The sequence below is a fragment of the Curvibacter soli genome (assembly GCF_029211125.1).
GTDB lineage: Bacteria > Pseudomonadota > Gammaproteobacteria > Burkholderiales > Burkholderiaceae_C > Curvibacter_A > Curvibacter_A soli.
The window spans coordinates 1-12978 of the sequence record NZ_JARGEN010000019.1; the positions used below are offsets into that span (position 1 = coordinate 1).

Consider the following 12978-nt stretch of genomic DNA (forward strand, 5'->3'; position numbering starts at 1 on the left):
TTCATCCTCTGATGGCCTCCTGGGCCAGGGACAGGCGTGTCCTGGTGGGCGCTTCTTTCACGCTAAACAGTATTGGGCTCATGCCTGAATTGGAAAAGACTTGGCTATCGCAATTCGGTTTCCTGCTCACGGCGGCGGCGCAGTTCCACGCATTGCGGGTGCTGGGCCAGCGCGGGCTTTTCACACTCGCGGTAGACGCAGAGGGAGCGCGTGAAGAACCCCTCGCTGGCGCATAGTGGAGCAGGCGCAGCGGGCGGGCGAACCACCTTGACAGGAGCTGGTGCCAAAACCGGTGCTTCGGGCGATGCATCTGCACCGTCCGGTGGCGGCGCGGGCAGGGGTGCCTGGGCTGCGGCGGTCTTGGCGGCGGCATGGCCGCCTGCCGGGGCCGGCTTGCGGGCAGCAGGCGGGGCGGACGCGCCTGCCGCGGGTGCGGGCAGGCTGGCGGCAGACGCCGCCGGTGCGGGTGCCGCGTACTCGGTAATGATGTCGTCGGCAGGCCGTGCCGCCTCGGGCGCCACGCCAGACGGTGCAGATGGGGCGGCCGGTTGCAGCGCCCACCAGGCCAGCGCCACCAGCACCACGGCGGTTGCAGCGGCCCACGCGAGCTTGCGGCGCGGCGACGGCCCGGCGCCGTCGGTGTCAGTTGCGGCAGGTGGCAGTGCCGCATCCGGCAGGGTTGCGAACGGCGGTACGGTGAACGCCGTGGCGGACACGGGCACGAATGGCGGCACGGGTGACGGGGCGGCGGTGTCGCCCTCCTCTTCGCCCTCTTCGCCCTCTTCCTCCTTGCGCGGCGGCAGCCGGTGCGTGCGCTGCTCCACGGCGGCATCGGCGGTAAGGCCCGCAGGCGCGTCCTGCAGCGCGGGGCCGCCGCCGGCCAGGACTGGCTGCCAGATGCCGCCCAGCTCCGCACGCCAGTCGAACCCGGCCAGCCCAGCGGACGGCGCCGCCAGGTCCATGGCGGCGATGAAATCCTCGATGCGCTGCGGGCGCTCCTCGGGCCGCACGGCCAGCGCCCGGTCCAGGGCTGCCACGAATGCCGGCGAATAGCGCTGGCCGAACTGCTCATCGAGCACGCGCGCCAACTCGGCCATAGGCTGCATGCGGTCCTTGAGCACGCGGAAGGTCGAGGGCGGCGGCGGCTCGTTGCTCAGACAGCCGTGCACCACGGCGGCCAGTGCGTACAGGTCGGTCCATGCCCCCTGGCGCAGTTCCTCGGTGCCCCCGCCGTACTGCTCGATGGGGGCGTAGTTCACCTTGAGGATGGCCGTATGGCTGCGCGTGCGGTCGCCGATGGCGCGGCGCGCGGCGCCCAGGTCCAGCAGCACGGGCGCGCCGCTGTCCTGCAAAAAGATGTTGTCGGGCGAGATGTCGCGGTGCAGGGTGTCGCTTTCGTGCAGCACGCGCAGCGCACCGAGCACCGACCACAGCAGCTTGCGCAGCCAATCCTCCGGCGGGGCTTGGCGCATCTGCGCGCGCGCCTGCTTGAGCGTCATGCCCTTGTACAGCGGCATGACCATGTACGCGGTGTTGTTGGCCTCCCAGAAGCGGAACACCTTGACCAGCGACGGGTGGTCGAAGCGGGCCAGCAGGCGCGCCTCGGCCACGAACGAGCGCAGGCCGGCGAGGAAGGTCTGCTCGTCGGCGGACGATCTGATGGAAAGCGACATGCCCGCGGAGCGGCCCACGAGCGCCGAGGGCATGTATTCCTTGATGGCCACCTCGCGGAACAGTGAATGGTCGAAGGCCCGGTAGACCATGCCGAAGCCGCCCACGCCCAGCAGGCCCTGCACCTCGAACTCGGCCAGGCGCGTGCCCGGCGGCAGCGCGTCGATGTGGGTGATGTCCCCGGCGCTCGGATGCACGGACGCGGCGGCAGATTTGGACATGGGATGGTGGGCGCAATGGACGGGTGTGAATCCGCATCATGGTGGAAATAAGGCCATGTGCGTGCAAGCAAACGCGCGCAAAGCGCCAAAAACCTCACGGCGGATGTCGCATTCTGTAGCCCAGCGTTGCAGCATGCAACCGCGATGCGCGCGGCCGGCCCCGGCAAGGTGGGTACTATGGGCCCATGTTCAGTTACCGCCACGCCTTCCATGCCGGAAACCACGCCGATGTGCTCAAGCACACCGTGCTGATCGCCACGCTGCAGCACCTGACCGCCAAGGACACGGCGCTCATGGTGTTCGACACCCATGCCGGCGCCGGCCTGTACCGCCTAGACGGCGACTACGCCACGACCAGCGGCGAGGCCGCCGATGGCGTTCTGCGGCTGGCCGCGGCCACCGTGCCGCTGGCGCCCGCGCTGCAGGACTATCTGGACATGGTGCGCGCATTCAATGCCGGCAGCGCGCTGAAGATCTATCCCGGCTCGCCGTTCATCGCCCACCGGCTGATGCGCGCGCAGGACAAGCTCAAGCTGTTCGAGCTGCACCCGACGGACGCGAAGACGCTGGCGGCCAACATCGCCCAGCTCGACGCGGGGCGGCAGATCGCGGTGCTGCGCGAGGACGGCTTCGCGGGCGTGAACAAGCTGCTGCCCCCGCCCTCGCGCCGCGCGCTGCTGCTGTGCGACCCGAGCTACGAGCTGAAGGAGGACTACGCGCGCGCCGCCGCGCTGCTGGCCGACGCGCTCCAGCGCTTCGCCACCGGCACCTACGCCGTGTGGTACCCGATCATCCCGCGCACCGAGGCGCACGCGCTGCCGCGCCGACTGAAGACCCTGGCCGCCAAGGCCGGCAAGCCGTGGCTGCACGCCGCGCTGACGGTCAAGTCCGGCAAGCAGGCGCATGGCCTGCCCGCCAGCGGCATGTTCCTGGTCAACCCGCCCTTCACGCTGCGGCCCGCGCTGGCGGCGGCGCTGCCGCAACTGGTGGAGCTGCTGGCGCAGGACCGCAATGCGGCGTTCACGCTCGAAACCGGCGGCTGAGCCTACCGCGCCCCACCGCAGGCGTGGCCGGTCTCTCCAGGCAGGAACAGCGCCACCTCCTTGATGCCCAGCCCCATCATGCCGATCGCCTCCGCCGCCGCGCGGCTCAGGTCGATGATGCGGCCCGGCACGTGCGGGCCGCGGTCGTTGATGCGCACCGGCACCTCGCGGCCATTGACCAGGCTGCGCACGCACACCAGCGTGCCGAACGGCAGCGTGCGGTGCGCCGCGGTGTAGGCAGCCATGTCGTAGCGTTCGCCGCTCGCTGTGCGTCGGCGGTGGAACCGCAGCCCGTACCACGAGGCGCCGCCACGCTCGAAAAAGACGCCGGCATCCCGCGGCGCCGCCGCGCCGGGCATGCCGAACAGCGAAAAGCCGTCGTCGTCCATGCCGCTGGCGGCGGGCGGCGCATCCGGGGCGACCGCGCCATCCTCGGCGGGCTGCTGGGCATGGACGCCCAGCGCCCAGCACAGCGCCCAGGTCGCGCCCAGCCACAACCCCGCTCGGCGGGGCGGGCGGCCTTCAGCCGCGCGCGCCATCCTGCCCCAGCCGCTCGCACAGGGCCAGCGTGGCCGCGCTCTGGTTCATGGTGTAGAAGTGCAGCCCCGGCGCGCCGCCTGCGCGCAGGCGTTCGCACAGCGCTGCCACCACGTCTAGGCCGAAGTCCTTGATGGACGCCACGTCGTCGCCGAAAGCCTGCAGCCGCAGCCGCAGCCAGCGCGGGATCTCGGCGCCGCAGGCGTCGGAAAACCGCAGCAACTGCGACGAACTGGCTATGGGCATGATGCCCGGCACCACCGGCACGTCCACGCCCAGGCGGCGCGCGTCGTCCACGAAGCGGAAGTAGGCGTCGGCGTTGTAGAAGTACTGGGTGATGGCCGCGTCGGCCCCGGCCTGCACCTTCGCGGCGAAGGCCTGCAGGTCGGCCTGCGGGCTGCGGGCCTGCGGATGCACCTCGGGGTAGGCCGCCACCTCGATGTGGAATGCGCGGCCCGTCTCCGCGCGGATGAAGGCCACGAGGTCGCTCGCGAACTGGAACTCGCCGCCGCTGCCGTAGCCGCTGGGCAGGTCGCCGCGCAACGCCACCAGGCGCTTGACGCCCATGGCCCGCAGTTGCGCGAGCTGGGCGCGCACCGTGTCGCGCGTGGCACCGACGCATGAGAAATGGCTGGCCGCGTCCACTCCCTCGGCCAGGATCTCGGCCACGGTGTCGAACGTGCCCTGCTGGGTGGAGCCGCCCGCGCCGTAGGTGACCGAGCAGAACTGCGGCGCCAGCGCGTAGAGCCGCTGGCGCGCGGCGCGCAGCTTGACCGCGCCCTCCGGCGTCTTGGGCGGGAAGAATTCGAAGCTGATGGGAAAGGCTGCCGCTGCCGTCATGGCGTCTTCCTTCTTGCATGGACAAAAAACTCGCGGTTGCCGTCGCCGCCCGCGATGGGGCTGGGCAGCCATTGCCGCACCGCCAGGCCGCAGTCCGCGCAGGCGGCGCGGATGCGCTGCTCGACCATGGCATGGAGGCCGGTGTCGCGCACGATGCCGCCCTTGCCGATCTGGCCGGGCTGCAGCTCGAACTGGGGCTTGACCAGCAGCAGCAGGTCGCCATCCGCCGCCAGCAGCGGCGCCAGGGCCGGCAGCACCAGCGTCAGCGAGATGAACGACACATCGCCCACGACCAGACCGAAATTTGCATCAAATCGGCCTCCAGCGCCCGAATTACCTGCGGTGGCAGCTATCAAAACAGAAGCATCCAGGCTGCGTGCGTTGATGCCCTCCAGGCACAGCACGCGTGCGTCGGCGCGCAGGCGCGGGTGCAACTGGCCGTGGCCCACGTCCACGCCCAGCACCTGCGCCGCGCCGTGCCGCAGCAGGCAGTCGGTGAAGCCCCCGGTGGACTGGCCCACGTCGAGGCAGCGCCGCCCCTGCGCGCTGACGCCGGTGGCGCGCAGCGCGCCTTCGAGCTTGAGGCCGCCGCGCGAGACGTAGCGCGCCTCGGCGGCATCCAGCAGATCCAGCGCGGCATCGGCGGGCAGTTCGTCGCCGTTCTTGGCCACGGCCTGCCACGCGCCGGCGCCGGCGCGCCACTGCACGCCGGCGGCGATGAGCCGCGCGGCCTGCGCGCGCGAGGCGGCCATGCCGCGCGCGACCAGGAGCTGGTCGGCCCGCATGGGCTCAGTATCTGTAGCTGTCGGGCTTGTACGGCCCGTTCTTGTCCACGCCGATGTAGGCGGCCTGCGCGTCGGTCAGTTCGGTGAGCTGGGCGCCGAGCTTGCTGAGCTGCAGCCGCGCGACTTTCTCGTCGAGCAGCTTGGGCAGCACATAGACCTTGCCGGCCTCGTATGCGTCGGGCTTGGTGAACAGCTCGATCTGCGCCAGCGTCTGGTTGGCAAACGAGCTGCTCATCACGTAGCTCGGGTGGCCGGTGGCGCAGCCCAGGTTCACCAGGCGGCCCTTGGCCAGCAGGATGATGCGGTGGCCGTCGGGGAAGATCACGTGGTCCACCTGCGGCTTGATCTCTTCCCACGGGTACTGCTCCAGCGAGGCGACGTCGATCTCGTTGTCGAAGTGGCCGATGTTGCAGACGATGGCCTCGTTCTTCATCGCTGCCATGTGCGCGTGGCGGATCACGTCCTTGTTGCCCGTGGTGGTGACGAAGATGTCGGCCTTGTCGGCGGCGTATTCCATCGTCACGACCTTGTAGCCTTCCATGCAGGCCTGCAGGGCGTTGATCGGGTCGATCTCGGTCACCCAGACCTGGGCGCGCAGGGCCGAGAGGGCCTGGGCGCAGCCCTTGCCCACATCGCCGTAGCCGGCCACCACGGCCACCTTGCCGGCGATCATCACGTCGGTGGCGCGCTTGATGCCGTCCACCAGCGATTCGCGGCAGCCGTAGAGGTTGTCGAACTTGCTCTTGGTCACCGAGTCATTCACGTTGATCGCGCGGAACATCAGCGTGCCCTTGGCCGACATTTCCTTGAGACGGTGCACGCCGGTGGTGGTTTCCTCGGTCACGCCGATGATCCGGGCGCTCTTGCGGCTGTACCAGGCGCCGTCCTCGGCCAGCTTGGCCTCGATGGCGGCGAACAGGATGCGCTCTTCCTCGCTCGCGGGGTGGGCCAGCACCGATGCGTCCTTCTCGGCCTTCTGGCCCAGGTGCATCAGCAGCGTGGCGTCGCCGCCGTCGTCGAGGATCATGTTCGGGCCCTCGCCGTCCGAACCCTTGGGGCCGAAGTCGAAGATGCGGTGCGTATAGTCCCAGTAGTCGGCCAGCGACTCACCCTTGATGGCGAACACCGGCGTGCCGCCCTCGGCGATGGCGGCGGCGGCATGGTCCTGCGTGCTGAAAATGTTGCACGAGGCCCAGCGCACCTGCGCGCCCAGGGCCTGCAGTGTCTCGATCAGCACGGCGGTCTGGATCGTCATGTGCAGCGAGCCAGTGATGCGCGCGCCCTTGAGCGGCTGGGTCTTGGCGAATTCCTCGCGGATCGCCATCAGGCCGGGCATCTCGGTCTCGGCGATGCGGATTTCCTTGCGGCCCCAGGCGGCCAGGGCGATGTCGGCGATGGCGCTGTCGGCGCCGGTGGATTTGGGAACAGCGTTCATGGTGGCTCCTGTTTGCTGCGAAACGGCGGGCACCACGGTTCGGGCGGACACACTCACGCCACGAAACTCGTGGGTGAGCGCGGTTGGGGAACATCGTCTTCGAGCCTGGCCCGCATGCGGTGGGCGGGTCGCAGCGCTCCTCGAAGATCGCGGCGGATTGTAAACCGGGGTTGTCCCGGCCTATTCGTCCTTCGAGCCCCCGGCCTGGTAGGCCATCACTTGGTAGAGCGCGGACTGAAAGACCAGCTTGATCGCCTGGATGCGCGTCACCTCTCCCCCATCGTCGAGGTGGAATTCGCGAAACGGATGGAAATGGTGGCCGGAGATCACCACCGTGGAATGGCCTTGCAGCCGCAAGGCATGCTGGTAGGGCTCCATCTGGGCCATGACGGGCGCAATCATCACGGCATGGGGCATGCCGCCGACATGCTCGATGCCGCACAGCGTGGTCAGCGATTCGGCCTGGAAACCCACCCAGCGGATCATGCCGGTCTGCCATGGCTTGCCCAGGCGCCGGTACGCCACGATTTCGCCTGGAATCAGGTGCTGGCTGTCCGACTCGCCCTGCAGCAGCATGCCGGAATCGCTGGTGTTGAGCACGTCGAATACGGTGCCCGCCTGCGCGCCGTCGCCCTGCTGGGCGATATCCCAGCAAACGGCCATGGAACTGACCATTTCGACCCGCTCCCCGTCCGCGCGGCTGCGGCGCTCATGGCGGCGCTGGGCGGGATACTGCCATTCCCGGCGCACGCGCTCATACACCTGCCGCTGCCGCCGCGACAGCGGTACGGCGCCGGCGCGCGGTTCATCCATTCGGCGCTGCAGCACTTCCACCGCCTCCTTGACGTCCACGACGTAGCGGGAACCACCTTCCGCCGGCGCAGGAGGCAGGCCGAATGCCGGCGGCTCGTCCTCGTCTAGCCGGAAGAGGAATGCCGCCTTGTCCTCCGCCATGCGGTGCGCCGCCACGATTCCGGTATGGGGGGCAGCCTCCGCCACGAGATCGATCAGGGTGCCGATCTGGTACGGCTCGTACCGGTTGGCCCCCGTCATGCTCATCAGCAGGATGCGGATGTAGGTTTCCTCCATGCTGGGTTCCGCAGGCCCGTGCGACTTGGATTCCCAGCCCTGCTCCACCGCGTGGGCGAAGAATTGATGGCACTCGGCCCAGAAGCGCGCCGGCAGCGCCGTGTAGGTGTGCGCATACACGCAGGCAAGCTCCCACCCCGTGAGCAGCGCAAGCGACAAAGCCTCCACCGCCGGACGCTGGCGCGCGAACAGCCCCTTGGTCAGGCTGCCCTGCGCCGCAGCCTGCTTGAACGCCTGGTGCATGGCGCGCGCGAGCTGCTGCGCCAGCCGCACCGCCGTGCGGGACTGTTCAGCGCTCGCGCCGTCGCTTCCGTGGACCCGGGCCAGCAACTGCGGCAGCAGATCCGCCACGCGCCCATGGTGTTGCCGCAGCAGTTGGAGGCGTTCATCGAGCTTTCCGCCGGCGGCATCGGGCGCACATACTGCGGCCAGCAGATCCAGCCCCTTGGCCAGCACAGGATCCTGCCGCAACTCCACCAGCGCGCCCGCCGCATCCGATGCGAGCAAACTGGGCGCATATACGGACAATTCTTGTGGAAATGTCAAAATAACATCCTTGTTCCGGCAAGAGCATCGGCATCGGCGGCGCCGCTGGCACGGCAAACCGGCCGTCCATCCCGTGCGAGATGCCGCCGTCCGAGGAAGGCGACCATTTGCGGCTAAAACAGAAATGGCGGGCACGACGGATGCGCGCCCGCGGCCAGATCAACCCTCGGCCGGACCCACCACCTGGTACTCCATGGCTTGGTACTGGATCGATTGCAGCACCAGCCGCACCGCCCGGATGCGCACCAGTGCCTGGGCGTCGCCCATCAGGAATTCGCGGAACGGATGAAAGTAGCGCCCCTCGACGACGATGACATTGCGCCCATTGATGCGTAGCGCCTGCTGATAGTCGCCCAGGCTCCCGGCCGTGACGGGGGCCACCATGACCGCCTCCAGCGAGCCCCCGAGGTATTCGATGCCGCACTGCGTCAGCATCGATTCGAGCCGGAAGTTGACCCAGCGGATGAGGCCGAGCCGCCACGACCTGCCGGGCCGCCGGTAGACCGCGACTTCGCCCGCGCCCAGCGGCTGGCTGCCCGGGTCGCCCTGCAGCAGCAGGCCGGAATGGCTGATGTTGGCGACGCTGAGCATCGCCGCCCGCGTGGGCAGTTCCGCCGGGGAGGCGCTCTCGGCGGCGGGCGCGTCCCGCGGCTCCGGCGCGAAGCGCTGCGCCCATGCGCCGGCATGCGCGCGCTCGCTGTCCACGACGGCCCAGCAGGCGGCGAGGGCACTGATCAACTCCACCCGGTCGTCGCCCGCGCGTCGCCTGCGCGTGTGCCGGCGCTGGGCAGGCCGGGTCCACTCCTGCTGCAGCCGCTGGTAGAGCTGCAGCCGGCGCGGGGACGACACGGCGGCGTTCTGCTGCGCGTCGATGCGGCGCTGCAACTCCGCCTCCACGCGGCGCGTATCCACCGCCAGGTAGGGATGCTCGCCGCCCGCATGCGGCAGCGGGGCCGTGAACAGCGGCGGGCGGTCACTGTGCTCCTGGCAGACGAAGGCGCCCTGGGGGGCGGTGCGCGGCCCCAGCCAGCCAACGCCAAGTTGCGGGGCGGATTCCTCGATCAGCTCGATGAGCATGCCCAGTTGGTCCGCCTCGTAGCGGTTGCTGCCCGTCATGCCGAGCAGCAGGATGCGGCGGTAGCTTTCGCCCAATGGCGTCGGCACATCCGCGCCGGGCGCCTTGTCGTCCCACCCTTGTCCCGCGGCATAGACGAACAGCCGGTGGCAATCGCTCCAGAAACCGGGCGGCAGGGCCGTGTAGGCGCGGGCATGCAGCACGGCCAGTTGCCAGCCGCTCCACATGGCGAGCGCGAAGGCCTCGATCGTGGGCCGGTGGCGCGCGAACAGGCCCTTGGCCGCGCTCCCGTCGACCGCCGCGCGCTTGAAACCCTGGTGCGCGGCCTGCAGCATCTGTTGCGCCAGCCGCAGGGTCCAGCGCGCTTGCCGCGGGCTGGACAATTGCGCATCGTCGGCGCGCGCGCGCAAGCGCGGCGCCAACTCCAGCGCCGCGTCGAGGTGCGCGCGCAGGCGCGGCAGCCGCTCCGGCAGCGGCCCCCCGGATTCATCCGCCCGCGCCAGTGCCGCGAGCAGTTGCAGGCCGCTGGCCACAGCGGGGTCTTGCTGCAGGGCCTTCAGCTCTTCCCCCAGGTCCTCTGGCAGCAGGCTGGAAAGACGCGACGAAGTGGGAGAGGAAAGGCTCAGCATGGCAGTCCGCAAGAGGGGGTGGCGCCGAACCGGGGCCGACGCCGTGTTCCGTTTATAGCTCGTGCCCGGCCCGCGGCCCACCGCGCCATGCGCGCTGCGCGCGCTCTTGCCCGGGCCGCCTGTGGACTGCAGTCACCTAAAATCGGCGATTCCGCCCCGCGCCCGCGTCCACCTTCCTCTGCAGGGCGACACTGCGCCCCTGCTTCTTTAGGCATGCGTGGACACATCCTCCAGGCACGCCCGCAGCGGCCCCGACATCGACAGGATTTTTCTCATGGCAAGTGGTTCTTCGTACGCGCAGCAGGTCCGGGCAAGACGGTCGTTCGCGATCATCTCCCACCCCGACGCGGGCAAGACCACGCTGACGGAAAAACTGCTGCTGTTCTCCGGCGCGATCCAGATCGCCGGCAGCGTGAAGGCCCGCAAGGCCAGCCGCCACGCCACCAGCGACTGGATGGAGATCGAAAAGCAGCGCGGCATCTCGGTGGCGTCGAGCGTGATGCAGATGCTCTATCGCGACCACGTCATCAACCTGCTGGACACGCCGGGCCACAAGGACTTCAGCGAGGACACCTACCGCGTGCTCACCGCCGTGGATTCTGCGCTCATGGTGATCGATGCGGCCAACGGCGTGGAGGCGCAAACGCGCCGGCTCATCGAAGTCTGCCGCCAGCGCGACACGCCCATCATCACCTTCGTCAACAAGATGGACCGCGAGGTGCGCGAGCCGCTCGACATCCTCGACGAGGTGGAGCGCGAGCTCGGCATGCCCTGCGTACCCATGACCTGGCCCGTGGGCCAGGGCAAATCGTTCGGCGGCATCATCAACCTGCGCACGCGGGCCATGACGGTGTTCGAGGCCGGCAGCGAACGGCGCCCGCAGGATTTCGAGACCATTGCGCTGACCGAGGCCGGCGCCCTGCGCGCACGCTTCGGCAGCGAGTTCGACGCCGCGCTGGAGAGCATGGAGCTGGCCACGGGCGCCTCGCCGGCATGGGACCACGAGGCCTTCCTCGCAGGCAGGCAGACGCCCGTGTTCTTCGGCTCGGGCGTGAACAACTTCGGCGTGATGGAAGTGCTCGACGCGCTGGTGGACCTGGCCCCGCCGCCACGCCCGCGCGTGAGCACCATGACCGTCAACCGCCAGACAGTGGAGCGCACCGTGCAGCCCGACGAGGAGACGTTCTCGGGCGTCGTGTTCAAGGTGCAGGCCAACATGGACGCCAACCACCGCGACCGCATCGCCTTCGTGCGCGTGGCCTCGGGCAGGTACGCGCCAGGCATGAAGCTCAAGGTGCAGCGCACGGGCAAGGAGTTGCGCCCCACGAGCGTCGTCACCTTCATGAGCCAGCGCCGCGAAGCCGTGGAGGAAGCCTATGCGGGCGACATCATCGGCTTCACCACCCATGGCGGCGTGCAACTGGGCGACACCATCACCGACGGCGCCACCTTGCAGTACACCGGCCTGCCCTTCTTCGCCCCCGAGCTGTTCATGACGGTGGTGCTGAAGAACCCGCTGCGCACCAAGCAACTCCAGCAGGGCCTGGCGCAATTGGGCGAAGAGGGCGCCATCCAGGTCTTCAAGCCCGATGCCGGCGGCGCCATGCTGCTGGGCGCCGTGGGGCAGTTGCAGTTCGAGGTGGTGCAGCACCGGCTGAAGGCGGAATACGACGCCGACGTGCGGCTGGAAGGCTGCCAGTACACGGGCGCGCGCTGGATCACCGCCGATACGCCGCAGGACCTGCGCACCTTCACCGACACCTACCCCTTGCGCATGGCGCACGATGCGGCCAATGCGCTGGCCTACCTGTGCACCTCGCCGTATGACGTCCGGCTGGCACAGGAGCGGTTTCCGAAGATCCATTTCCATCCGCTGCGCGAGCATGCGGGGCTGGCATTGCAGGCCAACAACAACTGAGTTTTTGCAATGATGCCCTCCTCACATACGTCACCCCCGGTAGCCCATCCGGGCAACAACTTTGATGCCATCCGTGTCGTAGCGGCGTCCATGGTCCTGATTAGCCATCACTATGCGTTGACAGGTCAAACGGAGCCCTCCTTCTTCAACATCCACAGCCTCGGCGGCCTAGCCGTTACGATTTTTTTCGTCGTAAGCGGCTATCTGGTAAACGCCAGCTGGCAGCGTGACCCAAATGTGTGGAGATTCGCGCTAAGACGATTTCTGCGCATCTGGCCCGCTTTGACGGCGGTACTCATCCTCACCGCATACGGGCTTGGCGCTTGGGTGACCGAATTACCGGTCAAGGAATACCTGCTGCAACGCGCTACTGCTGACTATCTACAAGGGCTGTGGATGAAAATTCACTTTGTTCTACCGGGAGTTTTTGAACATAACCCCTCCCCACGCGGAGTCAATGGCTCGCTATGGACTATCCCAATCGAAGTACGGTGTTACATCCTACTGGGGTTGGCCGGGTTGCTTGGACTTCTGAAGTACCGTCCTATTCTATTGCTCTGCATTGCGCTATACATGACCTGGTTTATATTTCGGAGCAACGCTGACCTAACAGGTGTTGTCAGCTACGGCAGCGAACTCAGCGCATTTTTTTTGATGGGAGTTGCACAGTTCACACTACAGCCATATTGGAGCCGCCGCCCAGTATTCTGGGCCACAGCGATCAGCCTCGGCACTGCAGCCGCATGGGCGGTAGGCTGGCGCCACACTGCCTTGCTGATCGGATTGCCATTTATGGTCATCTACGCGGGGACACGCGCCACTCCCATTATTAGGCGTGCTGGTCGCTGGGGCGATCCTTCATATGGCATTTACCTTCTCGCGTTTCCAATCCAACAAACAGTCATTCTATATAAGTGGCCGAATCTAGGTTTTTCCGGCACTCTTGCATTGGCCTTTGCGACGACCATTTTATTGTCATATGCGAGTTGGCACATGGTTGAAAAACAAGCGCTTATATTCAAGCCAAGGAATGCGGCAAAGCCAAAATAAACACATACGCAATCCGACCCCAGTCATTTTATACGCGATTCATCCCTGCTTGGAAGCCACGAATCATTTCAGCAGCAGCCTATGTACCTGAATCCGTGAGCTAAACTGTATTTTTTGATTTCTCTTTGTGAATCAACAA

10 protein-coding genes and 1 riboswitch are annotated in these 12978 nt (G+C 67.7%); of the genes, 3 read left to right on the forward strand and 7 right to left on the reverse strand.

The window, feature by feature from the left end:
• Positions 1–104: 104 nt before the first annotated feature.
• Entirely contained in the window at positions 105–1892 is a 1788-nt protein-coding gene (locus PY257_RS04535; RefSeq protein ID WP_275739307.1) for a serine/threonine protein kinase, read from the reverse strand.
• A gap of 185 nt (positions 1893–2077) precedes the next feature.
• On the opposite strand from PY257_RS04535, the gene PY257_RS04540 reads away from it, so the two are divergent.
• Positions 2078–2935, forward strand: coding sequence for a 23S rRNA (adenine(2030)-N(6))-methyltransferase RlmJ (locus PY257_RS04540; protein ID WP_275739309.1), 858 nt, complete (start codon positions 2078–2080; stop codon positions 2933–2935).
• A 2-nt stretch (positions 2936–2937) separates the two neighbouring features.
• Here PY257_RS04540 and PY257_RS04545 read toward each other — a convergent pair whose 3' ends face one another.
• The 6 genes from PY257_RS04545 to PY257_RS04570 form a co-directional block, all read right to left on the reverse strand.
• A complete protein-coding gene (locus PY257_RS04545; protein ID WP_275739311.1) occupies positions 2938–3474 on the reverse strand; it encodes a septal ring lytic transglycosylase RlpA family protein in 537 nt (178 codons plus the stop codon).
• Positions 3458–4312, reverse strand: coding sequence for a methylenetetrahydrofolate reductase [NAD(P)H] (gene metF, locus PY257_RS04550; protein WP_275739313.1), 855 nt, complete (start codon positions 4310–4312; stop codon positions 3458–3460). Before metF ends, PY257_RS04545 begins: the two co-directional genes overlap by 17 nt.
• Entirely contained in the window at positions 4309–5097 is a 789-nt protein-coding gene (locus tag PY257_RS04555; protein ID WP_275739315.1) for a TlyA family RNA methyltransferase, read from the reverse strand. Before PY257_RS04555 ends, metF begins: the two co-directional genes overlap by 4 nt.
• A gap of 4 nt (positions 5098–5101) precedes the next feature.
• Entirely contained in the window at positions 5102–6532 is a 1431-nt protein-coding gene (ahcY, locus tag PY257_RS04560; protein ID WP_275739317.1) for an adenosylhomocysteinase, read from the reverse strand.
• A 68-nt stretch (positions 6533–6600) separates the two neighbouring features.
• Positions 6601–6680: riboswitch (S-adenosyl-L-homocysteine riboswitch) on the reverse strand.
• A 32-nt stretch (positions 6681–6712) separates the two neighbouring features.
• On the reverse strand, positions 6713–8128 hold the full coding sequence (locus PY257_RS04565; protein WP_275739318.1) for a hypothetical protein: 1416 nt from the start codon (positions 8126–8128) through the stop codon (positions 6713–6715).
• A 198-nt stretch (positions 8129–8326) separates the two neighbouring features.
• Positions 8327–9871, reverse strand: a complete 1545-nt coding sequence (locus tag PY257_RS04570) for a hypothetical protein (protein WP_275739320.1) — start codon at positions 9869–9871, stop codon at positions 8327–8329.
• A gap of 274 nt (positions 9872–10145) precedes the next feature.
• On the opposite strand from PY257_RS04570, the gene PY257_RS04575 reads away from it, so the two are divergent.
• The gene (locus PY257_RS04575) at positions 10146–11789 is read left to right on the forward strand and encodes a peptide chain release factor 3 (protein ID WP_275739322.1); all 1644 of its coding nucleotides are present in this window, start codon (positions 10146–10148) and stop codon (positions 11787–11789) included.
• Positions 11790–11798: 9 nt separating this feature from the next.
• Complete coding sequence (locus PY257_RS04580; protein ID WP_275739324.1) at positions 11799–12839, forward strand: acyltransferase family protein; 1041 nt, start codon at positions 11799–11801, stop codon at positions 12837–12839.
• Positions 12840–12978 lie beyond the last annotated feature (139 nt).